This window comes from Lysobacter sp. TAF61, from assembly GCF_052113485.1.
GTDB lineage: Bacteria > Pseudomonadota > Gammaproteobacteria > Xanthomonadales > Xanthomonadaceae > Lysobacter_J.
This window is the reverse complement of the sequence record NZ_JBFRDH010000001.1, coordinates 823121-847171: the sequence shown is the minus strand read 5'-3', so window position 1 is coordinate 847171 and position 24051 is coordinate 823121. Positions and strand designations below refer to the sequence as shown.

Below are 24051 nucleotides of genomic sequence, written 5' to 3'. Positions count from 1 at the left end.
AGACGGATCTTCCGTACTTGATCGCTAGCCTGCGCAGCATCGTCCTGCTATCCGTAATCGCGCTGGCCTCGGCGGCAGCGCCGTTTCCGATCAAGGCCGGCAACGACTCCGGCGTGCTCGTGCTCGGGCGCATCAGCGACGACCCCAAGACCCACTACGAGCAACTCAAGCCGTTGCTCGACTACGTCGTCCCGCGCATGGCCGACGTCGGCATCCGCGAGGGCCGGATCCTGATGGCCAAGGATTCGCAGCAGATGGCCAGCTATCTGCGCCGCGGCCGGGTCGACTGGGTCACCGAAACCACCGGCACGGCGATGCTGCTGCGCCAGCGTGCCGCGGCCAAGCCGTTGCTGCTGACCGAGCGCGACGGCACCAGCCACTACCACAGCCTCTTCTTCGCCCGCCGCGACAGCGGCCTGCACTCGCTGGGCGACCTGCGCGGCCATAGCGTCGCGTTCCAGCGGCCGTCCTCGACCAGCGCCTACTTCGTCCCCGCCATCGAGCTGCTCGATCGCGGCCTGTCGCTGGAAATCCTGCTGTCGCCCGACGACCGTATCGAAAGCGGTGCGGTCGGTTACATGTTCGCCTGGTCCGAGCTCAACATCTCGACCTGGGTGCACAAGGGCCTGGCCGATGTCGGCGTGATGAGCAACCTCGACTGGGCCAACCCGAGACGGATGCCGCCGGCGTTCCGCAGCGACCTGGTCGTGATCGGCGAGACCGAGGAATACCCGCGCGCGCTCGAGATGGTGCGCGGCGACCTCGACCCGCGCGTCGAGGCGCGCCTGCGCGAAGTGCTGATGGATGCCGCCGGCGATCCGGAGGCCGGCGACGCACTGCTGCGGTTCTTCCACACCACCCGGTTCATGCCGATCGACCCGGAGTCCAAGCGCGCGCTGGACCACATCGCCAATGGCGTTGCCCGCGTCCGGGCGGAGGTCGAATGAAGCTGCGCCTGGGCCTGCAGGCCAAGTTCATGCTGCTGATGGGCGTGGCGCTGCTGGTCGTGCTGGCGCTGCTGGCACTGCTGTTCAACCGCCAGGAGCGCATGCGCAACGAGGTCGAGGGCGTCAGCCGCCAGGCGATGCGCACGATGGTCGGGGAAAGCATGCGCCGGCAAGGCGAGGGCGCGGTCGCGCAGCTGGCGGCGACGCTGACCAACCCGATGTACTACTCCGACCTCGATGCCATCGGCGTGCTCAGCCGCGCATCGCTGCGCAACCCGGACGTGCGTTACGTGATCGTCTACGACGACGCCGGCCAGGTGCTGCACGACGGCAGCGAGGCGATCGTCCACTACGGCAAGCGCATGGACGACGCCCTGGCCAACAAGGTCATCGCCTCGAAGGCGCTGATGACGCAGTTCGACGAAAAGGTCATGGATGTGTCGGCCCCGATCATGATCGGCCAGCAGCGCATTGGTGGCGTCCGCATCGGCTACGACCTGGTGGCGATGCGACGTTTCCAGGACCAGGCCGTGGGCGAACTGCGCGGCCGGCTCGACGCCCTCAGCCAGCGCTACGTGATCTGGATCGGACTGCTCGGCGTGGGCATGCTGGCCTTCGGCGCGCTGTCTCTGTGGCTGATCCAGCGCCTGCTCGTGCGCCCGATCCGCGAACTGGCCGAGTCGGCGCGCGCGATCGAGGCCGGTCGCTTCGACACCGCCACGCCCATCGACAACCGCGACGACGAAGTGGGCGACCTCATGCTCGCCTTCGACCGCATGAGCCGCAGCCTGGCGCGGCACGACCGCGAAATCCGGCGCATGGCCTACACCGACGCGCTGACCGGGCTGGCCAATCGCCTGGCGTTCCGCGAGTCGCTGGACCAGCGCCTGTTGCAGCTGCATGGGGCGGGCAGCCAGCTGGCCCTGCTGTTCGCCGACATCGACGATTTCAAGCGCGTCAACGACACCCTCGGCCACGATGCCGGCGACGACGTGCTGCTGCAGTGCGCACGCCGGATCGAACACACCGTGCAACGCATCGGCGGCGATGACGCGATGCTGGCGCGCTTCGGCGGCGACGAGTTCGTGATTCTGGTCCAGGGCGGCGACGATCCGACAGCCGATGTGCGCACGATCGCAACGCGCCTGGCCGAGACGCTGGTGGTCGAACTGGGCGAACCGATCCTGGTGCAGGACCGCCAGGTGTTCCTCGGTACCTCGATCGGCATCACCCTGTTCCCCGAAGACGCCTCCAGTGCGACATCGCTGATGAAGAACGGCGACATCGCGATGTACCAGGCCAAGGTCGCCGGCAAGAACTGCTTCCGTTTCTACAGCCGCGCGATGGACCAGGCGGTGGAGCGCCGCGTGCACCTGGAGCACGAACTGCGCGGGGCCTGGGACCGCGGCGAACTGAGCCTGGCCTATCAGCCCGTGTTCCGCCTGGTCGACGGCGCGATGATCGGCGCCGAGGCGCTGCTGCGCTGGAAACATCCGGAGCTGGGCATGGTCGCGCCGTCGGTGTTCATCGACGTGGCCGAGCAGAGCGGTCTGATCGAAGTGCTCGGGCCGCAGGTGCTGCACAAGGCCTGCGCCGATGCGATGCGCTGGCAGGAGTCGCGCAGCGGCGAAGAACCGCTGTTCCTCGCCGTGAACGTGTCACCGCGCCAGTTGCGCAATGGCGACCTGCCCGACGTCGTGGCGGCCTCGCTGCGCGAGACCGGCCTGCCGGCCGACCTGCTGCACCTGGAGCTGACCGAAACCGCCGTGATCGGCGACGAGCGCCACGCCAGCAACCTGCTTTCGCAGCTGCGCGGCATGGGCGTGAAGGTGTGGCTGGACGACTTCGGCACCGGCTTCTCCGGGCTGAGCCATCTGCGCCGGGTGCCAGTGGATGGCGTCAAGATCGACCGCAGTTTCGTCGCCGACGTGCTGCGTGACCCCGACGACCTGGCGCTGACCACGGCCATCATCGCGATGGCGCACTCACTGGGCATCCTGGTGGTGGCCGAGGGCGTGGAGAAGGAAGGGCAGTACGCGATCCTGCGCGAGCGCGGCTGTGACTTCGCCCAGGGTTACTGGCTGGGGCATCCGGTGACGGCCGAGGAGTTCATGGCGGTGGCCTGCTGAGGCCGTGGTCACATCACCATGTCGATCCAGCGCGCCGCCGCGGCCGCGAGGCTGCCCGACAGCACGCCGAACACGCCGATCGCAACCACGCCCGCAGCCCAGGCGATGCCCATCAGATAACCGTCGCGTTCCAGCAGCGCCAGCGCGAACACCACCAGCAACGCGCCAAACAGGAAGTTGGTGAACGGGATCGGCAGCGACAGCAGCACGCCCAGCAGGATCAGCAGCAGGCCGGTGAAGAAATCGGCCAAGCGGTGATCGAGCAGGATGGTCGCGCGCGGACGCACCAGCTTTTCCAGGCGTGTCAGCCACGGTGCGAGCAGGTCGCGGAAGCGCACCATCGCGTGCCGGTGCGGCCCGAGGCGGGCGAGAAAGCCCGGTAACCACGGCTCGCGCATTCCGAACAGTTGCTGCACGCCGATCAGGATCACCAGCGGCCCGCTGATCGCGCCGCCCAGTCCCGGGATCGGAATGAACGCCGGGATGGTCGAGACGAACAGCAGCATGCCGAAGGAACGGTCGCCCAGCCCGTGCAGCACGTCGCTCATGCGCAACTGCTCGTTCGGGTCGCCTTCCGCGAAGCCGTCGAGCAGTGCGCGCGTGCCGGCTTCGTGGGGCTGCTCGTGGCTAGCCCGCTGTGTCATCCGGCGTGGGTTCCTGTTCGATGCGTTGCAGCAGCAGCTTGTCGATGCGCGGGCCGTCCAGGTCGACCACTTCGATGCGCCACTGGCTCCAGTCGAAATGCTCGCCGACGTAGGGGATGCGGCCGAAGTGCGCGATCACCATGCCGGCGGCGGTATGGAAGTCGTGCTCGTCCTCGTCCGGCAGGCGGCCGCCACCGATCAGTTCGCGCAGGTCCTCGATCGGCAGTGAGCCGTCGAGCAGGTAGGAGCCGTCGGCGCGTTCCACCACCGGTGAGCTGTCGTCCTCGTCTTCGCCGGTATGGCTCATGCCGGAATGGATCCGGCCCACCACCGCGTCCATCAGGTCGGCCACGGTGACCATGCCGCTGATGTCGCCGTACTCGTCGACCACCAGCGCCAGCGACTGTTGTTCCTCGCGGAAGATCTCCAGCAGTTTCATCGCATGCGTGGACTCGGACACGAACAGCGCTGCGCGCAGATCCTTGAACAGGTCCGGCGCGCGCTCGTCGAGGCGATCGAGCAGCGATTTAACTTCTAGGATGCCAAGCACGTCGCTGTCGTTGCCGCGATAGACCGGGTAGCGCGAGAACGGCGTCTCGCGCATCGCCGCCAGGTTCTCGGCGAAGTCGGCCGCGGCATCGAGCCAGGCGATGCGCGTGCGCGGCGTCATCAGGCTCTCGGCGGTGCGGTCGCCCAGGCTGAGCACGCGGTTCATCATCTTGCGCTCGTCGGCGTCGATCACGCCCTGCTCGTGGCTCTCGCTCACCAGCAGGCGGATTTCCTCTTCGCTGATGGCGCTGCGGGCGTCGTCCTTGATGCCGAGCATGCGCAGCACCAGGCGGTTGATCGCGCCGAGCGTGGCCACCACCGGCCGCGCCGCGCGCGACAGGCCGTACAGCGGCAAGGCCATGACGCTGGCGATGCGCTCGGGGTTGGTCAGTGCCAGGCGCTTGGGGATCAGCTCGCCGAAGATCACAGAGGCGGAGGTGATCAGCGTGACGGCGGTGCCAAGGCCGATCGCGCCGGAGTACCGCGCCGCTTCCGGCCACAGGTCGCGGAGCCAGGCGGCAATCGCCAGGCCAATGGACTCGCCACCGAATGTGCCGGTGAGGATGGCAATCGTGGTGATGCCCACCTGTACGGTCGACAGCAGGTTGTCCGGGTGCTCGGCCAGAGCCAGGGCCATCCGGGCGCCGCGGCTGGGGTGGACCGGATCCTCGGCCATCTGCTTCAGGCGCAGCTTGCGCGAGGTCATCAGCGCCATCTCCGACATCGCGAAGAAGGCGTTGAGGATGATCAGGAAGATGACGGTCAGCAGTTGCAGCATGCGGTCCCTGCCTCAGGAGGGCGGGCCGGAGTGCACGCGCCGTGATGGGGAAAGGGGGAGCAGGCGTGCGCGGAGGGCTGTTTTGGGTCGTCGTCCATGGGGCCGGGGGCAGGGGAAAGGGGCGGAGCAGGGGGCTGCAAGCTGGAGGGATGGTAGCAGGGCGGGCGAATTCAACCCCTTGGGTCGCCGCGGGGCGCGCGCTCCTGACTCCGAACCGTCATAATTCCGCCCGCAGAACCCCCACCGAGCCGCCAGTCCGGCACCTAGAGGCACCTCCAGCATGTTCTCCCTGCAAACGATCTTCGGCCAAGGCAACCAGTTCTATACCCTGCTGGAAGAGGCCGCAGTCGCCGCCCACGACAGCACCACGGCGTTGCACACGATGCTCAAGTCGGCCGACCGTCAGCCGGCGCTGGACGCCTTCAAGCTGGCCCGCCAGCGCGAGCGCAACGCCTCGGACAAGATCAGCCAGGAGCTGGTCAACAGCTTCATCACCCCGATCGAGCGCGAGGACATCGAAGCGCTGGGCTCGGCGCTGTACAAGATTCCCAAGCAGGTCGAGAAGTTCGCCGACCGCTATTCGCTGGCAACGCGCCACCTGGAGCACATCGACTTCGCGCCGCGCGGCGCGATGCTGATGCAGGCATCGGGTGTCGTCGTGCAGATGGTCCACCAGCTGCGCCACCTCAAGCTCGAGCCGATGAAGGCGCTCAATGACCAGCTGCGCTCGATCGAGAACGAGGCCGACCGCCTGATGCTGGAGCTGTACCGCGACATCTATTCCGGTCGCCTGGACAGCCTGCAGATGTTCCTGCTCAAGGAGTTCTTCGAGATCCTCGAGAAAGCCATCGACCGCTGCCGCGAGGCTGGCGTGGTGTGCTACGAAATCGTGCTCAAGAACTCCTGAGGGCCGGGCCGATGTTGACCCTGGTTCTGGTCGTGGTGATCGTGGCGCTTGCCTTCGAGTACATCAACGGCTTCCACGACACTGCCAACTCGATCGCGACCGTGGTCGCCACCAAGGTGCTGTCGCCGATGCAGGCGGTGGCGATGGCGGCGATCACCAACCTGCTCGGTGCGCTGTGGGGCACCGCGGTGGCCAAGACGATTGCGTCGGGCCTGCTCGACAACGGCGTGGTCCAGGTCAGCTCGCAGCTGATCCTGTGCGCGCTGCTGGGCGCCATCGTGTGGAACCTGATCACCTGGTGGAAGGGCTTGCCGTCCTCGTCCTCGCACGCGCTGATCGGTGGCCTGTGCGGCGCCGCCGTGGCGGCGGCCAGCAACAACTTCCATTCGATCATCTGGTCGCAGCCGGCCGACCCCTGGTACAAGAGCGCCGGCGTGCTGTGGAAGGTGATCGTGCCGATGTTCAGCTCGCCGCTGCTCGGCTTCGCCTCCGGCTTCCTGGTGATGGGCCTGCTGTTCGCGATCATTTCGCTGATGGCCAGCAGCGGCGGCGTGCTCGCGCGCATGGCGCGGCCGCGCTGGGTCAACGCGTTCTTCGGCAAGGCGCAGCTGGTCAGTGCCGCCGGCATGGGCTTCGCCCACGGCATGAATGACGCGCAGAAGACGATGGGCATCATCGCCCTGGCCCTGGTCGGCGCGCAGTCGGCGGGCACGCTCGACAACCTGCCGTCGTGGCTGGCGTTCCTGCACCCCTCGCGCGAGGCGCTGGAACACAACGACATCGACACCTGGATCAAGTTCAGCTGCGCGATTGTCATGGCGGCCGGTACCGCGGCCGGCGGCTGGCGCATCATCAAGACGCTCGGCCACAAGCTGGTGAAGCTGCATCCGATCAACGGCTTCGCGGCCGAGACCAGCGCCGCGGCGGTGATCCTGGCGGCATCATCGCTGGGCATCCCGGTGTCGACCACGCACAACATCTCGTCGGCGATCATGGGCGTGGGCACGGCCAAGCGCTTCAACGCGATCAAGTGGACCGTGGTGGAGAAGATGATCTGGGCGTGGATCCTGACGATCCCGGCCGCAGGTGGCATTGCCTACCTGTTCTTCGAACTGTTCCGGGTGATGGGCTGGACCTAGGTCGCCCTCACCCCAACCCTCTCCCGCACGCGGGAGAGGGGCAACATCAGAACAAGTCCCCGCCCGCCGACAGCGTCCGCTCCATGCGATCGCCCAGTCCGCCGATCTCCAGCACGAGGCGGTCGACCTCGGCCGCGTCCAGGCCTTCATACGGGCGGTTCTCGCACAGCTGCAGGTGCGGCACGCCGTCGAGCTCGCCGATGGCGAGGTAGCCGACCCGGCTCTGCCAGTTGAAGATCAGCGCACGCTTGGCGTCCAGGCCGGTGATCGGCGAGACCGCAGTGCTGACCCGCAAATAGGGGCGTCCGTCCTCGTCGTCGAGTTCGGACAGGAAGATCGCCTGGTGGCGCGTGCCCTGCTCAAGCGACAGCTCGATGCAGATCACGTCGACGTCGTGTTCGGTGGTGTGGAAATCGGCCGCCTTGATATGGCGACGGATCGATTCGAAGTTGCGCACGGGGCGGCTCCTTCCGGGGGATGGCCGCTATGCTACCGCGATGAGCAAGCCCACCGCCGCAAAGGACGACGCCGCTGTGCGGATACTGTCCGCGATACGCGCAATTCCGGCGGGCGAGGTTGCCGGTTACGGTGAAGTGGCGCGTCGCGCCGGCCTTCCCGGGCGCGCGCGGCTGGTGGCGCGGATCCTGGGCCAGAACGACGACCCGGCGTTGCCCTGGCACCGCGTGCTGCGCTCGGACGGCCGCATCGCCTTTCCGGAAGGATCGAAGGGATTTCGCGAGCAGGCTCAGAGGCTGCGCGCAGAAGGCGTGCGCGTTGAAGGCGGGCGCGTGCGCGGCCAGCGCGCCGCGGCGACGCTCGACGAACAGATGTGGGGCCAGCCGATGACGGCGCCGGCAGCGCCAAAGCCGCCCCGCGCCCGCCCGACCTCCACGGCGGCCAGGGCACCGGCGCGCGGCAAACGCTCCAGCTGAGGCTGGACGCCCCGGCAACACCGTCTTCCGGCCCGATCGTGCCGGCCAGCGGCTACCATGTAGCGCACTCGAGGAGCCGCAATGTTTTCGAACCTTCCCCCCGTCACCAAGGCCCTGCTGATCGCCAACGGCCTGGTGTTCCTGTTGCAGTGGTGGCTGGGCGACCTGGCCCTGGCGCAGTTCATGCTGTGGCCGCCCGGTGGCGGTGAGGGCGACGGCCTGGGTTTCATGCCGTGGCAGCTGCTCACCTACGGTTTCATGCATGGCAACTTCCCGCACCTGTTGTTCAACATGCTGGCGCTGGCGATGTTCGGCGCGCCGCTGGAACACGTGTGGGGCGATCGCCGCTACCTGACCTACTACCTGGTCTGCGTGGTCGGTGCGGCGCTGTGCCAGATCGGCGTGGGCATGTGGACGATGTCGCAGGGCGGTCAGGCGTACCCGACGGTGGGCGCATCGGGCGGCATTTTCGGCCTGCTGCTCGCCTACGGCCTGCTGTTCCCGAACCAGCGCGTGATGCTGCTGATCCCGCCGATCCCGATGAAGGCACGCACGCTGGTGCTGGTGTACGGCGCGATCGAACTGCTGCTCGGCGTGACCAATGCGATGCCGGGCGTGGCGCACTTCGCCCACCTGGGCGGCATGCTGTTCGGCTGGCTGCTGATCCGCTACTGGCGAGGTCAACCGCCGTTCGGCAAGAAGAAGGGCCCGCCGCGCATGCGGGTGGTGCGCTAGCGCCTACGGGAACAACCGGATCTGCTGGTCTGCCGCCAGTTGCATGCCGGTGCCCGCCTTGCAGCCGAACGCCTCACCGAATGCAGGCTGGTTGAGCAGCGGCCCGTTCGCGCGCCAGCGTCCCGGCGCATGCACGCTGGTGGCCGCGCGCTGCTGCGCGGTGTCGGTGGTCATGTGCTGCGGCCACAACGACGCCCAGCCCTTGTAGAAATCCTGGCTTGCCGGCTTGGCTGCGGCCGGTTCGGATGCACGCCACGCGGCCATGGCCAGTTCCACGCCGGCGAGGTCGGCGATGTCCTCGCCCGCGGTCTGGGTGCCGTTGACGCGCGTGCCACCCAGGCCCGGGTAATCGAAGCCGCCGTACTGCGTCGCCACGCGCTTGCCGATCGCGTCCCATGCGGAGGTTTCCGTAGGCGTCCACCAGTCGCGCAGTTCCTGCTTGGCGTCGACGAAGCGACCGCGGTTGTCGAAGCCGTGGCTGAGTTCGTGGCCGACCAGCGCGCCATACGAGCCATACAGCCATGCCGCCGACTTGCCTGTATCGAACACCGGCGGTTGCAGCATCGCCGCGGTCACGATCAGGCGGTTCTGGGTGATGTCGTAGGCCAGCGACGGCTCCTGCGGCAGCACGTCCCAGCGGCGGTCGGCGTTGCCGCGGCCGATGCGCTTCATCTCCTCGCGATGGCGCCAGGTCGAGGCGATCAGCATGTTGCTGCCGAAACTGCCGCGGCCCATCGGCTGCACCGTGTAGTCGAGATCGCGGTTGGGCGTGCCGACTTCGATCTTGAGATTGCCGAGCTTGGCCTTGGCTTCGGCCTTGGCCGACTCGCTGAAACGGGTGTCGCGATCGAGCGCCTGGCCGAGCGCGTCGCGCACTTGCGCAGCAATCTCCTCGGCACGCTTGTCGGTGGCGGCGGGCAGGTAGCGCGCCGCGTACTCGTGGCCGACCATCGGGCCGGCGGCCAGGGTGATCGCATCGAGCACCGCCTGCGGGCGCGACGGCGGACTGGCCAGGCCCTGCAGCACCTGGCCGCGGAATTCGTAGCTCGCATCGCGGAATGGCTTGGCCAGGTACGGCGCCATCGCATCGCCGATGCGCCAGCGCAGGTACGCCTTCCATTGCGCCGGCTTGAGGCTGCCCACCAGCGTGTCGAGCTGCGCGAACAGCGCCGGGTTGGCCATCGACACGGTGTCGTCGCTGACGCCCTGGACCTTGAGGAACTGGTCGAGCTGCAGGCGCTTGTACTTCTTGCCCAGCGTATTGGTTGCAACCGGCCCGAAGTTGCCGCGCGGGTCGCGCAGGTCGAGCAGCGGCCTGGACGCGCTCGCGATGCGCGTCTCCAGGTCGATCACCGCCTGCGCATCGCTGGCCAGCTGCGCCTGTGGTGTGCCGGTGAGGGCCAGGATCTTCTGCACGTAGCTGCTGTATCGGCCCATCAGGGCGCGCGTGTCGGCGTCGGTGCGGGTGTAGTAGGCCGGGTCGGGCAGGCCGAGGCCGCCCTGGGCGAAGTAGCCGATGTGGCGACTGAAATCGTTGAGGTCGACATCGGCGCCGAAGTTGAAAAGCACCGGGATGCCGACCTGGTGCAGCGCGGCGATCGCCGGCGGGATGTCCTTGGCGCTCTTGATCGCATCGATGCGACCGAGCAGCGGTGCAATCGGCTGCGCGCCCTCGCGCTCGACCGCAGCTTCATCCAGGCCGCTGGCCCAGAAGTCGCCAAGCAGGCGCTGCACGTTGTTCTGCGGCGACTTCGATGCAGCGTCGAGCAGGTCCAGCTGCTGCTGGCGCGAACGCGCGCCGAGCTGCTCCAGTGCCGACACCGAACCGACGCCGGGCGGCAGCGTATTGCTCTTGAGCCAGTCGGCATTGGCGTTGGCGTAGAAGTCGCTGCAGGCATTGGCCGCGGCTTCGGCCTTGGGTTTGGCGGCGCGCTTCTTCTGGGCATCGGCGGGCGGCGAGGCGAGTCCGGCGATCAGGCTCAGGGCCAAGGCACAGGCAAGCGGGCGCAGGTTCATGGCGGAATCCATACCGGGGGAGGCGGGGTGGCCCGGAGTCTAGCAGCGGCCATGTGATGCCCATCTGGGCACCGCGGGCGGCGCAGAACCGGGGCTCGGCGGGGGAGGGCGGGCAACGGCGGCGCGACCGGCGCGTGTGACCGGATCGTGCGACCGGAGCGCGTGACCGGATCGTGCGACCATGCGCGCATCGTGCGAAGCAAGGGAAGGCGCATGGCTACGGCACCGGATGATGACGACCAGGCTCCGCGACGCGGGTTCCCCTTCGTGTCGGGCCTGTTTGCATTCACGGGCAGGATGTTGCGCAAGAGCATCGTCGCGGTGGCATTGCTGCTGCTGGTGGTGTTCGGCGTGCGTGCGTGCCTGTCCACCCAGGGGCCGTCGCTGCAACCGTGGCACACGATCGTGCCCGATGAACCCAGCGCCCAGGCAATCGCCACCGGCACCTGGCAGGACTATGTCGCCGCCGAGCAGCGCATGTTCGGGCAACTGCGCCGCAAGCTCGACAGCGAGATGAAGCCCGGCGATCGCACGCCGCTTGATCGCTACTACGCGCGCAGCCTGACCTCACCGGAAGCATTCGGCCACGACTGGAACCGTTCGTACGTGCTCGAACCTGCCGGTACGGCGAGAGGTGTCGTGGTGCTGGTGCACGGCCTGACCGATTCGCCCTACAGCATGCTCAGCATGGCCGAGCTGTATCGCCGCCACGGCTTCATCGCGATCGCGCCGCGCATGCCCGGACACGGCACGGTGCCGGCGGGACTGACCCGGGAAGGTCGCAAGGAATGGCACGCCACGGTCGAGATGACGATGGCCGAGGCCCGGCGCAGGGCCGGCGGACGGCTGCCGATCCACCTGGTCGGCTACTCCAACGGAGCCGCCCTGGCGCTGCACTACGTGATGACCCGGATCGAACGCGGCGAGCCGGGTGGCGTCGCCCGCATCGTGCTGATGTCGCCGATGATCGAAGTCAACCGCTTTGCCCGTTTCGCCGGCATCGCAGGATGGCCGGCGTTGTTCCCGCGCTACGCCAAGTCAGCCTGGCTGGACCTGCTGCCGGAGTTCAACGCGTTCAAGTACAACTCGTTCCCGGTGCGCGCCGCGCGCGAGTCGTATCTGGTCACCGACGAACTCAAGGTCGCCATGGACGAAGTGGCGGCGCAGAAGCACATGGACCAGGTGCCGCCGATCCTCGCGTTCCAGTCGGTGGTCGACGATACCGTCGGCGCGCAGGCGGTGATGACGCGCCTGTTCGACCGCCTGGCAAGCAATGGCAGCGAACTGGTCCTGTTCGACGTCAATCGCAATCGCGTGGTCGCGCCGGTGCTGCGCACGACAGCGACCGAATGGGTGCGCGATGCCCTGCAGAAACCGTCACGGCGTTACGCGCTGACGGTGGTCGGTGCGGAATCGGATGAGGATTCCACGGTGGTGGCGCGCACGCGCCCGGTCGGTTCGGCGGTGGTGCAGGAGCAGCAGACCGGGCTGCGGTATCCGGGCGATGTGTATTCGTTGTCGCACATCGGCCTGCCGTTCGCGCAGGACGATGCGCTGTACGGCAACGTGCCGTCGGGGCGCAGGATCGTGCAGCTGGGGGCATTGGCCGTACGCGGGGAGCGCAACGTTCTGGTGGTTTCGCAGGACAGCCTGAGCCGCCTCAGTTTCAATCCGTTTCATGGGTACATGCTGGGGCGGGTCGTCGAGACGATTCCCTCCAGGTAGCCCTGGCTGCAAAAACGAAGGCGCCAGCCAAAAAAGAAGGCCCGGGAGATCCCGGGCCTTCTGCCTTGCCGACGAGGGCCAGGTAAAGCGTTACAGCATCACCAGATCACAACCTGCTTGTCGCCTTCGCGGACCATCGGCTGGCCCGGCTTGCACGAGAACGCAGCGGCGAATGCCGGCAGGTTCGACGGCGCACCGATCGCGCGGAACGTGGCCGGCGCGTGCTCATCGTTGGTCAGGCGGTACTTCAGCTCGTCCGGCGTGAAGCTGCGGCGCCACACGGTGCCCCAGTTGAGGAAGAAGCGCTGATCGCGCGTCAGACCGTCGGTCTTCGGATCCGGCGCACCGTCGGTGGCCTTCTTCATCGCATCGTAGGCCGTGGCCAGGCCACCCAGGTCGGCGATGTTCTCGCCCAGGGTCAGCTTGCCGTCGACCTTGCCGCCGGCGTCGGTGCGGTAGTCGCTGAACTGCTGCGCCAGCTTGTCGGTGCGACCGGCAAAGCTCTTCGCATCAGCATCCGTCCACCACACTTCCATGTTGCCAGACGGCCCGAAACGGCTGCCCTGGTCGTCGTAACCGTGCGTCATCTCGTGGCCGATGACCGCGCCGATGCCGCCGTAGTTGGCAGCGTCGTCAGCCTTCGGATCGAAGAACGGCGGCTGCAGGATGGCGGCCGGGAACACGATCTCGTTCTGCGACGGGTTGTAGTACGCGTTCACCATCTGCGGCGGCATGCCCCATTCGGTGCGATCGACCGGCTTGCCGATCTTGCCGGTGTTCCACTTGTAGTTGAACTCGTTGGCGGCCAGCACGTTGCCGATGTAGCTGTCGCGGCTGGTGGTCAGGCCGGTCCAGTCACGCCACTTGTCCGGGTAACCGATCTTGGGGGTGAAGGCGGCCCACTTCTCCATCGCCTTCTTCTTGGTGTCGTCGCTCATCCAGGCCAGGTGCTCGATGCGGCCCTTCAGCGACTCCGACAGGTTCTTCACCAGCGTCTGCATGCGCGCCTTCGACTCTTCCGGGAAGGCGACCTTGACGTACATCTGGCCCAGCGCTTCGCCGGCCTCGTTCTCGATCGTGGCCAGCACGCGCTTGCCGCGCTCCTTCATCTCCTTCTGACCACGCATGGTCTGGTTGTAGAAGTTGAAGTTTTCCTGGACGAACGCGTCCGACAGGTACGGCGAGGCGCTGTCGACCGTGTGGAAGCGCAGGTAGCTCTGCCACTGCGCGGCCGGCACGTCGGCCAGCATCTTGCTGACTTCCTTGTGGAAGTCCGGCATCGCCAGCGAGAACATCGCCGGCGCGGTCACGCCCTGCGATTCGAAGAACTTGGTCCACGGGAAGTTCGGCGCCAGCTTGTCGGCGTCGGCCAGGCTGGTCGGGTTGTAGTACAGCGAGACGTCGCGCTGCAGGGTCTTCTTGTCGAGCGACGCCTTGGCCAGGCGGGTCTCGAAGGCAACCACGTCCTTGGCCTGCTTGGCGGCATCGGCGGCGGCTACGCCGCTGAGCTCGAGCACCTTGGCGACGTGCTTCTCGTAGGCGGCCAGCTTGTCCTTCTTGTCGGCGTCGAAGTAGTAGCTCTTGTCCGGCAGGCCCAGGCCACCCTGAGTGGCGTAGGCGATGTTGTTCTTGGAATCCTTGAAGTCGGCCTCGGCGCCGAAGTCGAACAGCAGGTTCTCGCCCTTGGCTGCGCTGGTGCGCAGGTAGTCGGCGATCTTTTCCTGGCTGTCGAGCGCGGCGATCGCGTCGAGGTGGCCCTTCAGCGGGGCAATGCCCTGTGCGTTGATCTTGGCTTCGTCCATGCCGGTGGCCCAGAAGTCACCGACGATCTTCTGCACGCCGGTGGCATTGGCGTCCTTGGCGGCCTGGTCGGCGAGCTGGCGCTGCACGGCGATCGAACGCTCGGCGAGCATCTCGAACGCGCCCCACGAAGTGCGGTCGCCCGGGATCGGGTTGCTGGCGAGCCACTTGCCGTTGACGTAGCCGCCGAAGTCCGTGCACGCGTCCTTGGTGGTATCGAGGTCGGCGATGGCGAAGCGGTTCACGCCGGGCAGCTTGCTGTCGTCGAGCGTGTAGGCGGCCGATTCGGCCGGCTTGGCCGCGTCGGCGGCGGGCGCTGCGGCTTCTTCCTTCTTGGCGCAGGCGGCCAGGGCGGTAACGACAGCCAGGGAAAGTACGAGGACTTGCGGTTTGTTGAGGCTCACTGATGGCTCCGGCCGGTCAGGCATGGGAAATGAAACGACAGCCCCTGGGCGGGGCATCGGCGGATATTGGACTGGTTCGGCCCCGCGGGGGGGTGTCGAAGGTCACGATGGGCGGTCTGAGGGCAGGGTCGGCACCGTCGGCGGGCCCTGCAGGGGGCCGGTCAGGCCCCCTGATCAGCTGTCGGTCAGGCCGAGCCGGCCGGGAGCGCGACGCCGCGGCGCTGGCGCCACAGGTAGCCGACGCCTAGCAGGACGAACCAGACCGGGCTGGCCAGCAGTGCCTGGCGGGTGTCGGCCTGCAGGGTCAGCAGCACCAGCACGAAGGCGAAGAACACCAGGCAGGCGTAACACATGGCAACGCCGCCCGGCATCTTGAACTGCGATGCCTCATGCAGGTGCGGGCGCTTGCGGCGGTACGCGATGTAGGCGAACAGGATCAGCGACCAGACGAACATGAAGAGCACCGCGGCCACGGTCGTGATCAGGGTGAACGCCGTCACCAGGTTCGGGATCAGGTAGACCAGCATGGCGCCGCCGAGCAGGCACAGGCACGAGAACAGCAGGCCGCGCGAAGGCACCGCCGCGCGCGACAGCAGCGCGAACGACTTGGGCGCGTGGTCTTCCTGGGCCAGTCCGTAGAGCATGCGGCTGGTCGAGAAGATGCCGCTGTTCGCCGACGAGGTGGCCGAGGTCAGCACCACGAAGTTGATCAGGCTGGCGGCCGCCGGGATGCCGGCAAGCACGAACAGCTCCACGAACGGGCTCTTGCCGGGCACCACTTCGCGCCACGGCGTCACCGCCATGATCGCCACCAGCGCCAGCACGTAGAACAGCATGATCCGCACCGGGATCGAGTTGATCGCCTTGGGCAGGTTGCGTTCCGGGTTGGCGGTCTCGGCGGCGGTGGTGCCGACCACTTCGATGCCGACGAAGGCGAACACCGCGATCTGGAAACCGGCGAAGAAGCCGGCGATGCCGGTCGGGAACATCCCGCCGTCGCTCCACAGGTTCGTCAGCGAGGCCACGTGCCCGGACGGCGACTGGAAGCCCCAGGCGACCATGCCCAGGCCGGTGACGATCAGCGCGCAGATGGCCACGATCTTGATCAGCGCGAACCAGAATTCCATCTCGCCGAACAGCTTCACCGTGACCAGGTTCAGGCACAGCAGCAGCACCACGCACATCACCGCCGGTATCCACGGCGCCAGTCCGGGGAACCAGAACTGCGCATAGGCGGCGATGGCGATGACATCCGCGATCGCGGTAATGATCCAGCAGAACCAGTAGGTCCAGCCGCAGAAGAATCCGGCCCAGGGCCCGAGCAGGTCGGTGGAGAAGTCGATGAACGACTTGTATTCCAGGTTCGACAGCAGCAGTTCGCCCATCGCCCGCATCACGAAGAACAGCATGATGCCGATGATCAGGTAGACCAGCAGGATGGAAGGACCGGCCAGGTGGATGGTCTTGCCCGAGCCCATGAACAGGCCGGTGCCGATGGCGCCGCCTATGGCGATGAGCTGGAGATGCCGGTTGGAGAGGCTGCGCTTGAGGTGATCCGGATGCACGGGTGAATCGGACATGTGGCGCGGCCGTGGTGGTTGGGTGTGCCCACAACATAGGGGAAGCGGCCAGCCGCCGCCATAGGCCTGGCCGTCGGGCCGCGAACGCTGCGTTGTCTGCTCTGGCGGAGTGCGCCCGGAGCGAGTGACGGACCATGAACCAGCGCCTGGCCATTGTGGCGACGTGCGTGCTGCTGATGTGCACGCTGGCCTCCTGCGCGACGCATGCGCCGGTCAAGCGGATGGAGCGTGCCCAGCACAGTGCCTTCCAGGCGCTGCAGGGGACCGAACTGACCGCCGCGCAGATCGACAAGGTCGACGAGCTGTGCCCGTTCGGCATGCCGCAGCATGTGCCCGGCTGGGATCACGGCTTCACCGAGTTCGTGGTCCGCGATGGCTACGCACTCGAACACAGCGGCCAGTACCGGATTCCACTGTGGGTCTGTGAGCGGCTGGTGCCCGAACATCTCACCAGCGCTTTCCCGCGCAAGGACCATTTCCGCGCCGATCCGGAGTTGTCCGGGCCGCGCGCCGAACTGGGCGATTACAAGGGTTCGGGCTATGCCCGCGGCCATCACGCCCCGGCCGAGGACCAGGCCTGGAGCAAGCGGCTGCTCGATGAATCGTTCTACCTGTCGAACATGTCACCGCAACTGGGCGGCTTCAATTCCGGCGTGTGGAGCCAGCTGGAAAAGCGCGTGCGCCTCATGGCGGCCGACAGCGAAGTCACCTGGGTGATCACCGGCGCGCTGCTCTACGACCCCGACGAGGAACACGCTGCCACCGCCGACGGCTGGGTCGAGTACTTCACGATCGGTGCGGGCGTGGCCGTGCCGACGCATCTGTTCAAGATCGTGGTGAGCCAGAAGGGCAATGGCGATGTCGAGGCAGTCGCGTTTGTGATCGCCAATGCCAAGCCGCCGTCGCCGTATGCGTATGCGGATTTCATCAAGCCGGTGCGTTGGATCGAGGAGCGCTCCGGGTTCGACTTCATGCCCGAGCTCGAACCGGCGCAATCGCAACGGCTGGAAGCGACTGCCGGCCAGTTCGCGCAACCGTGACCGCGCCGTAGGGATCGTGCAGTGATCGGCATCGCCAACTACCGCCTGCGCTATCGGCCTCTTCGCGCCGGGGTCGCCATCTCGTCGGCGGAACTGGGCACCTTTGGCACGCTGGGATGCCTGGCCACCGGCGACGGCCAGGACCGCTGGGGCGTCACCGCCGGGCATGTGATCACCCGCGCCGGTGCGCTGCGCATGGATGTGTTCCAACCCGATCTGCGTGCGGTAGGGGCGCTGGTGTCGGAGCCGCAGACGGCATTGAAGTTTGCCGCCGGCATCGACATCGTCGCGTTCCGCATCGCCCGCAACATCGTTACGTCGCCGACGATCCTCGAGCTGGGCGCCTGGCAGGGCGTCACCGAGCCGGCTACCGGAATGGTGGTGGTGAAATCCGGATTCGCCACGGGCGTGACGCGTGCGCACATCGGCCAGATCGATGCGACCGGTTTCGATGTGCTGCCCGACGCCGCAATGCCGACGGGTTACGCGGCGTTCGCCGGCGGCGACTCCGGCGCGGCCTGGATGACCGCGGATGCGAAGCTCGTGGGGATCCACGTATCGCAGAGTCCGCAGACCGGCGTGGGCCGGGCGGTGGGGCTGAAGGTGGCGCTGCTGAGGTTGGGGCTGCGCCTGGTTGTCTAGGTGGGTGGGCTGGGCTGGAGGGCGGGGCTGGAGGGCTGGGCTGGAGGGCTGCCCGGTTCGCGGCATACTGGCGCCATGACCTTGCCGTCGTTCCGCATCAACAGCGCGCTCACCGTGGAAGCCAGCCGCGGGCCGTTCGCCGGCCGGCGCTGGATGGCCCTGCTGGCGGCGATCGGCCAGGTCGAGTCGATCTCGGCCGCGGCCAGGGAGGTGGGGCTGAGCTACAAGGCGGCCTGGGACGCGGTCGATGCAATGAACAACCTGTCGGGGCAGCCGCTGGTCGAGCGTGTCGTCGGCGGCAAGGGCGGCGGTGGTACTCGCCTGACTGATCATGGCCGGCGGCTCGTCGAGGCCTGGCGCGCGGTCGAGGAAGAGAACGGCCGTTTCATCGAACGCCTCAATGCGCGGATGTCTGGCGCAGGCGCGGAACTGGACACCCTCGGGAGACTGACCCTGCTCACCAGCGCACGCAACCATTTCGCCGGCAAGGTCGTCCGCATCGCCAGCGGCGCGGTCAACGACGAGGTCGAACTCGAACTCTCGGGCGGGGCGCGCATCGTCGCGATCATCACTCACGAAAGCCTGCAGCACATGGCCCTGGCCGTGGGCGACAGCGCGGTTGCGCTGATCAAGGCGTCGAGCGTGATCGTCGCCACCGGCGTCGATGGCGACGTCAAGTTGTCGGCGCGCAACCGCCTCAAGGGCACGGTGTCGCGCGTGCAGCCCGGCGCGGTCAACAGCGAAGTGGTGATCGACCTGGGAGGCGGCAACTCCGTCGCCGCGATCATCACCAACACCTCGGCGCAGGCGTTGCAGCTCGCCGAAGGCGTGGAGGCCGCGGCGATCTTCAAGGCATCGAGCGTGATCCTGGCGGTGGGCGCCTAGCCGCCGAGGCGGCCGCGCTCCATCGTGATGACCGCATCGGCGAGGTAGTCGATCTCGCTGCGGGCGTGGCTGACGTACAGCATCGGCACGCGCATCTCTTCCTTGACGCGGCGCAGGAACGGCAGGATCTGCTGCTTCAGGCGATCGTCCAGCGACGACAGCGGCTCGTCGAGCAGCAGCAGGCGCGGCGAGTAGAGCAGGGCGCGGCCGAGCGCCACACGCTGGCGCTCGCCACCGGACAGCAGCGCCGGGCGACGGTCGAGCAGCGGCACGATCTCCAGCAACTGCGCCACCGATTGCAGGTCATGGCGGCGCATGTCAGGCGCGATCCGGTCGTGGCCGTAGAGCAGGTTGCGGCGCACGGTGAGGTGCGGAAACAGCTGGCCATCCTGGAACACCAGACCGAAGTGACGGTCCCAGGGCGGCACGAAGCGCCCGGCGGCGGTGTCGACCAGTACGTCGCCGTCGGCATGGATGGCGCCGCGCGAGGGCCGCAGCAGTCCGGCAATGAGCGCCAGCAGCGTGCTCTTGCCCGAACCGGACGGGCCGAACACACCGGTGACGCCGGCGCCGACCTCGGCGCGCGCCGACAACGTGAAATCGCCGCGGGCGAAGTCGAGGTCAAAGTTCAGCATGTTGGGCCCGGTGGTCCTGGAAGCCGAGCTTGCGCTCGGCGCGATGGGTGACCCATCGGCTCAGCAGCAGCGCCACCACTGCAAGCGCGATCGACAGCAGCGACAACCGCAACGCCGCGGCGTCGCCATCGGGCACGTGCGTGAGGCTGTAGATTGCCAGCGGCAGGGTGCGCGTCTCGCCGGGGATATTGCCGACGAAGGCCATCGTCGCGCCGAACTCGCCAAGGCTGCGCGAGAAGCACAGGAAGCTGCCGGCGATCACCCCCGGCACCGACAGCGGCAGTGTCACGCTGAAGAACACGCTCCACGGCCGCGCACCCAGCGTGATCGCGGCATTCTCCAGGCGCGGATCGATCAACCGGAATGCGAGCCGGATCGGTTGCACCATCAGCGGGAACGCCATCACCGCCGACGCGATCACCGCGCCTTTCCAGGTGAAGGCCACCACTATCCCGAACGTCTCCTGCAGCCAACCGCCAAGCGGGCCGTGGGTGCCAAGCAGCAGCAACAGCAGGTAGCCCGGCACGACCGGCGGCAGCACCATCGGCAACTGCACCAGCATGTCGATCCAGAACTTGCCGGGGAAGCGCTTGCGTTCCAGCAGCCAGCCCAGCGCTATGCCGAACGGCAGGCAGGCGGCGGTCGACCACAGCGCCACCTTGGCCGACAGGCGCAGTGCATCCCACTCTTCAGGCGACAACCACATGCGGATCAGGGTTTGAGGCGGGTGAACCCGTAGCGGTCAAAGATATCCGCAGCCGCGGCCGAGGTCTGCACGAATCGCACGAACGCCTGTGCCTGCGGGCGGGCGCCCTTGACCACCGCGAACGGATAGACGATCGGCTTGTGGGTGTCGTCGGGGAAGGCCTTGAGCACGTCGACCTTGCTGCTGATCTTCGCGTCGGTCGCATAGACGATGCCGAGCGGGCACTCGCCGCGTTCGACGAAAGCCAGCGCGGTGCGGACATCGTCGGTGCCGACGATGCGGCCCTTGAGCGAGGTCCACCAGCCCAGCGCCTCCAGGCTCTGCTTGGCGTAGATGCCGACCGGCACCACCCCCGGCTCGCCGGTGCAGAGCTTGCCCTTGAAGGCGCCGGCGAAGTCGAAGCCGCGCTTCATTTCGACCGGAACGGTCTGGCCCTTGGGCACGATCAGCACCAGGTCGTTGCCGAGCAGGTTGACGCGCGAGCCGGCGGTGATCCGGCCGCGGTCGTCGAGGTAGTCCATCCAGGTCAGGTCGGCCGAGGCGAACACGTCCGCCGGCGCGCCGGCTTCGATCTGCTTGGCCAGCGCGGAGGAGGCGGCATAAGCCAGGCTCGGCTTGGGATGGCCGGCCTTCTCCCAGGCCGCGCCGATGTCGTTGAGGGCGTTGGTGAGGCTGGCGGCGGCGAAGACGCGGACCGGTTCCTCGGCCATGGCCGGGCCGGCCAAGGCGAGCATTGCGATCAGGGCGAGGCGACGAACGAAGGCGGGCAGGGCGGGCATGGTGTTGCTCCGGGCGGCAGTTGGACGCTATATAGCGCGATATATAGCGCATTCCGCCGCCCTTTGTGCGGCTTGTCGGGGAGTCCAAGCCATGCGTCCCATCCCGCTTGCCGCCGCGGCGGCGACATTCCTTTTGCTGTGCGCCGCCCAGCCCGCCCAGGCCAAGAGCGGCCTGCTCGAACTGCTGGCGCAGAAGGGCATCATCACCGCCGAGGAATACGCCGAGCTCAAGGCCGAGCAGAAGACCGAAGCGACCGCCAGCACCGACGATGGCTTCAAGCTGTCGACCAAGGACAGCACCACGCCCTCGCCACCCACCGTTGCAGGGCGAGTACCAGGCGACCCGGGTGTCGCGCGGCACCGGCGCCGACCTCGACTTCAGCGGCTGGTACGCGCAGGCGGCATGGACGCTGACCGGCGAGGCGCGCCCGTACCTGGGCAACCGCGGCTACTTCGACGGCATCAGGCCCGCGCACAACTTCGGCAGCGACGGCTGGGGCGCCTTCGAAGTGGCGCTGCGGTTGAGCAGCATCGACCTGAGCGATGGCAACATCAACGGCGGCAGCGAACGCAACGCCACCGCCGCGCTGAACTGGTACCTCAATCAGTACCTGCGCGCGAGCTTCAACGTCGTCAAGGTGCTCGAGGTCGATGGCGGGCCGATGGACGGCGACGAGCCGACGGTGTTCCAGGCGCGGTTGCAGTTCGCGTACTGAGCCAAGCTGCGTCCCGCCGGATCGGCGGGACGCAGGATCCCCAAGCCATCGTGATGCTCAGTTGCTGCTCGCGTGCGGCTGCTCCATCTTGCGCTGCGCCTCGTCCAGTGCCTTCTTCATGCTCAGCGTGTCGGCGCCCTGCGACGGCGGGAACTCCAGCAGGCTCTTCAGGTGGGCGGCGATGAACGGACCGGCGGCGGTCGGAGCCCACAGCTTCGAAGCGAAGAACTTGCGGCCGATGTAGCCCCACTCGTGCGACTGCGGGTCCATCTTCTCCATCGGATCCATCAGCAGGTTGAACACGTACGGCACGCTCGGGTAGTACTTGGCGTCCCACCAGCTGCCTTCGCGCTTGACGCCGATGTGCATCTTCCAGCCGTCGACGCGCACGGCCATCAGGTCGGTCTCGTCGTAATAGAAGATCTCGCGCCGCGCCGACCTGGCCGACTTGCCGGTCCAGTGGTCGAGGTTGTTGTAGCCGTCGAGGTGAACTTTGTACTTGGTGCCATTCATCGTGTAGCCGGCGATCAGCTTGTCCTTGAGGTCGGGCAGGCCTGCCGCGGCCGCGAGCGTGGCGAACAGGTCTTCGTGGTTCTGGATACCGTTGGAGATGGTGTGCGGCTTGACCTTGGCGGGCCAACGCATCAGGCAGGGAACGCGGACGCCACCTTCCCAGGTCGTGCCCTTCTCGCCACGGAACGGCGCATAGCCGCCGTCCGGCCACAGCATCAGTTCGTTGCCGTTGTCGGTGGAGTAGACGACGATGGTGTTGTCGTCGACGCCAAGCTCCTTGAGCTTGGCCAGAAGCTGGCCGACCTGTTCGTCGTGTTCGAGCATCTTGGCGCGCACCACGTCTTCCTCGGCGCGGCCTTCGTCGACGGCCATCTGGATGTACTTCTTCGTGCAGTGCGAATGGATGTGGATGGCGGTGGTGTTGAACCAGCAGAAGAACGGCTTGTCGCCCTTGCCGACGCGGTCGAGCCAGTCGAGGGTCTTGGCGGTTACTTCGCTGTCGAAGGTTTCCATGCGCTTGCGCGTCAGCGGGCCGGTATCCTCGATCTTCTGCTTGCCGACGCGGCCGAACTTGTCGTCGGTGGTGGCGTCGTCCTTGTCGGCCGCCCATGCGTGCAGGACGCCGCGCGGGCCGAACTTCTTCTTGTATTCCGGGTTCTTCTGGCCGGGATAATCGAGTTCTTCCGGCTCTTCTTCGGCGTTGAGGTGGTAGAGGTTGCCAAACCATTCGTCGAAGCCATGCATCGTCGGCAGGAATTCGTTGCGATCGCCCAGGTGGTTCTTCCCGAACTGCGCGGTGGCATAGCCCACTGACTTGAGCACCTCGGCCAGGGTTGGGTCTACTGCCTGGATGCCGCGGGTGGAACCGGGGATGCCGATGGTGGTCATGCCGGTTCGGATCGGCAGCTGGCCCATGATGAAGGCCGCGCGCCCGGCGGTGCAGCTGGGCTGGCCGTAGTGATCGGTGAAGACGATGCCGTCGCGGCCGATGCTGTCGATGTTGGGTGTGTTGCCCATCATTCCGTGCGAATAGACGCCGACGTTCCACATGCCGATGTCGTCGCCAAAGATGACAAGAATGTTCGGCTTGTCGCCCTTCTTTGCAGTTGCCATGGTTGAAACTCCTTGGAGTTCGAGCGGCCGCGCCGCGATTCGGATTGGATGCCACGTCCCCGAATTCCCCACGTCCCCGTGGTCGAACGACTACTTCAACCCCACCCCCATTCCCTTCAATGCCACCACCACCAGTTGCAGCGCCAGCGCGACCTGCTGGACCGCCAGCACCGCACCGAAGATCTGCAACACCAGCGGCCCGACCCCGCGCATGACCTGGCGCACGAACATCATCGCCACCAGGTTGATCGCCATGATCGCCATGACGCCGCCGAGCAGTGTGGTCGAGCGCGAGGTGTCGCCACTGAGGGCCATCAGCGCGATCAGCGCCGCGATGCCATAGGGAGTCACCACGATCGGGAATACCAGGTGCATCAGCCGGGGCTCGGTGTCCGATGCCGGCGCCGGTGCAGGGACGCTGTACTGTTCCAGCACCTGCTTCAGTGCGACCAGCAGGAAGACAATGCCACCGGTCAGCTCCATCACCGGGACGCTGATGCGCCACTTCTGCATCATGGCGCTGCCGACCAGGCCAGCGACCAGCAGGGTAGCGGCGCTGATCAGCGCGACCCTGGTCGCCATCCTCCGCACCGCCCTGGGTTCCATCGCCGCGGTCGCGCGGTGGAACGGCGCCAGGATCTTCACCGGTCCGAGCATGATGAAGAACAGCAGCATCACGTTGGCCGTGGTCAGGATGTAGCCACTGCTGGGCTGGGTCGCTGCCTGGATGATCATCG

Annotated in this window: 21 protein-coding genes and 1 pseudogene; 11 read left to right on the top strand and 11 right to left on the bottom strand. The window is 67.1% G+C overall.

What is annotated here, in order from left to right:
* Window positions 1–20: 20 nt before the first annotated feature.
* Window positions 21–947 carry a phosphate/phosphite/phosphonate ABC transporter substrate-binding protein gene (locus AB4Y64_RS03840; RefSeq protein ID WP_441815231.1) on the top strand — a complete coding sequence of 309 codons (927 nt, stop codon included), beginning with the start codon at window positions 21–23 and terminating at the stop codon, window positions 945–947.
* On the top strand, window positions 944–3076 hold the full coding sequence (locus AB4Y64_RS03835; protein WP_441815094.1) for a putative bifunctional diguanylate cyclase/phosphodiesterase: 2133 nt from the start codon (window positions 944–946) through the stop codon (window positions 3074–3076). Before AB4Y64_RS03840 ends, AB4Y64_RS03835 begins: the two co-directional genes overlap by 4 nt.
* Window positions 3077–3084: 8 nt before the next feature.
* Here the strand turns inward: AB4Y64_RS03835 and AB4Y64_RS03830 are convergent, their stop codons facing one another.
* Together AB4Y64_RS03830 and AB4Y64_RS03825 are read right to left on the bottom strand one after the other, a co-directional pair.
* Window positions 3085–3720 (bottom strand): exopolysaccharide biosynthesis protein, encoded by a 636-nt coding sequence (locus AB4Y64_RS03830; protein WP_441815093.1) that lies wholly within the window; start codon window positions 3718–3720, stop codon window positions 3085–3087.
* Window positions 3704–5047 carry a hemolysin family protein gene (locus AB4Y64_RS03825; protein ID WP_441815092.1) on the bottom strand — a complete coding sequence of 448 codons (1344 nt, stop codon included), beginning with the start codon at window positions 5045–5047 and terminating at the stop codon, window positions 3704–3706. The genes AB4Y64_RS03830 and AB4Y64_RS03825 overlap by 17 nt, the downstream gene beginning before the upstream one ends.
* A 280-nt stretch (window positions 5048–5327) precedes the next feature.
* Here AB4Y64_RS03825 and AB4Y64_RS03820 point away from each other — a divergent pair, with 280 nt between their 5' ends.
* The gene (locus tag AB4Y64_RS03820) at window positions 5328–5954 is read left to right on the top strand and encodes a DUF47 domain-containing protein (protein ID WP_441815091.1); all 627 of its coding nucleotides are present in this window, start codon (window positions 5328–5330) and stop codon (window positions 5952–5954) included.
* Window positions 5955–5965: 11 nt separating this feature from the next.
* Complete coding sequence (locus AB4Y64_RS03815) at window positions 5966–7093, top strand: anion permease (RefSeq protein WP_441815090.1); 1128 nt, start codon at window positions 5966–5968, stop codon at window positions 7091–7093.
* Window positions 7094–7139: 46 nt separating this feature from the next.
* On the opposite strand, the gene AB4Y64_RS03810 is transcribed toward AB4Y64_RS03815, so the two are convergent.
* Window positions 7140–7550: a hypothetical protein gene (locus AB4Y64_RS03810; protein ID WP_441815089.1), complete on the bottom strand. Its 411-nt coding sequence runs from the start codon at window positions 7548–7550 to the stop codon at window positions 7140–7142.
* Window positions 7551–7590: 40 nt separating this feature from the next.
* Here AB4Y64_RS03810 and AB4Y64_RS03805 point away from each other — a divergent pair.
* Window positions 7591–7929 (top strand): annotated as a pseudogene (locus AB4Y64_RS03805) (MGMT family protein); the annotation flags it as partial.
* A gap of 177 nt (window positions 7930–8106) precedes the next feature.
* A complete protein-coding gene (locus AB4Y64_RS03800) occupies window positions 8107–8760 on the top strand; it encodes a rhomboid family intramembrane serine protease (RefSeq protein WP_441815088.1) in 654 nt (217 codons plus the stop codon).
* 3 nt (window positions 8761–8763) lie between these two features.
* On the opposite strand, the gene AB4Y64_RS03795 is transcribed toward AB4Y64_RS03800, so the two are convergent.
* Window positions 8764–10776, bottom strand: a complete 2013-nt coding sequence (locus tag AB4Y64_RS03795) for a M13 family metallopeptidase (protein ID WP_441815087.1) — start codon at window positions 10774–10776, stop codon at window positions 8764–8766.
* A gap of 213 nt (window positions 10777–10989) precedes the next feature.
* On the opposite strand from AB4Y64_RS03795, the gene AB4Y64_RS03790 reads away from it, so the two are divergent.
* A complete protein-coding gene (locus tag AB4Y64_RS03790) occupies window positions 10990–12501 on the top strand; it encodes an alpha/beta hydrolase (RefSeq protein ID WP_441815086.1) in 1512 nt (503 codons plus the stop codon).
* 98 nt (window positions 12502–12599) lie between these two features.
* Here AB4Y64_RS03790 and AB4Y64_RS03785 read toward each other — a convergent pair whose 3' ends face one another.
* Both AB4Y64_RS03785 and cycA read right to left on the bottom strand, forming a co-directional pair.
* Window positions 12600–14729: a M13 family metallopeptidase gene (locus AB4Y64_RS03785; RefSeq protein WP_441815085.1), complete on the bottom strand. Its 2130-nt coding sequence runs from the start codon at window positions 14727–14729 to the stop codon at window positions 12600–12602.
* A 161-nt stretch (window positions 14730–14890) separates the two neighbouring features.
* Window positions 14891–16285: a D-serine/D-alanine/glycine transporter gene (gene cycA / locus AB4Y64_RS03780; protein WP_441815084.1), complete on the bottom strand. Its 1395-nt coding sequence runs from the start codon at window positions 16283–16285 to the stop codon at window positions 14891–14893.
* A gap of 134 nt (window positions 16286–16419) precedes the next feature.
* On the opposite strand from cycA, the gene AB4Y64_RS03775 reads away from it, so the two are divergent.
* The 3 genes from AB4Y64_RS03775 (at window position 16420) to AB4Y64_RS03765 (ending at window position 18852) form a co-directional block, all read left to right on the top strand.
* Entirely contained in the window at window positions 16420–17325 is a 906-nt protein-coding gene (locus AB4Y64_RS03775; RefSeq protein WP_441815083.1) for a DNA/RNA non-specific endonuclease, read from the top strand.
* 21 nt (window positions 17326–17346) lie between these two features.
* Complete coding sequence (locus tag AB4Y64_RS03770) at window positions 17347–17967, top strand: hypothetical protein (protein WP_441815082.1); 621 nt, start codon at window positions 17347–17349, stop codon at window positions 17965–17967.
* Window positions 17968–18042: 75 nt separating this feature from the next.
* On the top strand, window positions 18043–18852 hold the full coding sequence (locus AB4Y64_RS03765) for a TOBE domain-containing protein (RefSeq protein WP_441815081.1): 810 nt from the start codon (window positions 18043–18045) through the stop codon (window positions 18850–18852).
* Here the strand turns inward: AB4Y64_RS03765 and AB4Y64_RS03760 are convergent.
* Genes AB4Y64_RS03760 through modA form a run of 3 tightly spaced genes read right to left on the bottom strand, consistent with a single transcriptional unit; the run spans window position 18849 to window position 20972 of the window.
* Window positions 18849–19487 carry an ATP-binding cassette domain-containing protein gene (locus tag AB4Y64_RS03760; RefSeq protein WP_441815080.1) on the bottom strand — a complete coding sequence of 213 codons (639 nt, stop codon included), beginning with the start codon at window positions 19485–19487 and terminating at the stop codon, window positions 18849–18851. The genes AB4Y64_RS03765 and AB4Y64_RS03760 overlap by 4 nt on opposite strands.
* Window positions 19474–20193, bottom strand: a complete 720-nt coding sequence (gene modB / locus AB4Y64_RS03755; RefSeq protein ID WP_441815079.1) for a molybdate ABC transporter permease subunit — start codon at window positions 20191–20193, stop codon at window positions 19474–19476. The genes AB4Y64_RS03760 and modB overlap by 14 nt, the downstream gene beginning before the upstream one ends.
* Before the next feature lie 5 nt (window positions 20194–20198).
* Entirely contained in the window at window positions 20199–20972 is a 774-nt protein-coding gene (gene modA, locus AB4Y64_RS03750) for a molybdate ABC transporter substrate-binding protein (RefSeq protein WP_441815078.1), read from the bottom strand.
* A 269-nt stretch (window positions 20973–21241) separates the two neighbouring features.
* Here modA and AB4Y64_RS03745 point away from each other — a divergent pair, with 269 nt between their 5' ends.
* The gene (locus AB4Y64_RS03745; RefSeq protein WP_441815077.1) at window positions 21242–21688 is read left to right on the top strand and encodes a porin; all 447 of its coding nucleotides are present in this window, start codon (window positions 21242–21244) and stop codon (window positions 21686–21688) included.
* A gap of 57 nt (window positions 21689–21745) precedes the next feature.
* Here the strand turns inward: AB4Y64_RS03745 and AB4Y64_RS03740 are convergent, their stop codons facing one another.
* Window positions 21746–23314: an arylsulfatase gene (locus AB4Y64_RS03740; protein ID WP_441815076.1), complete on the bottom strand. Its 1569-nt coding sequence runs from the start codon at window positions 23312–23314 to the stop codon at window positions 21746–21748.
* A gap of 90 nt (window positions 23315–23404) precedes the next feature.
* Complete coding sequence (locus AB4Y64_RS03735) at window positions 23405–24049, bottom strand: MarC family protein (RefSeq protein WP_441815075.1); 645 nt, start codon at window positions 24047–24049, stop codon at window positions 23405–23407.
* Window positions 24050–24051: the final 2 nt, after the last annotated feature.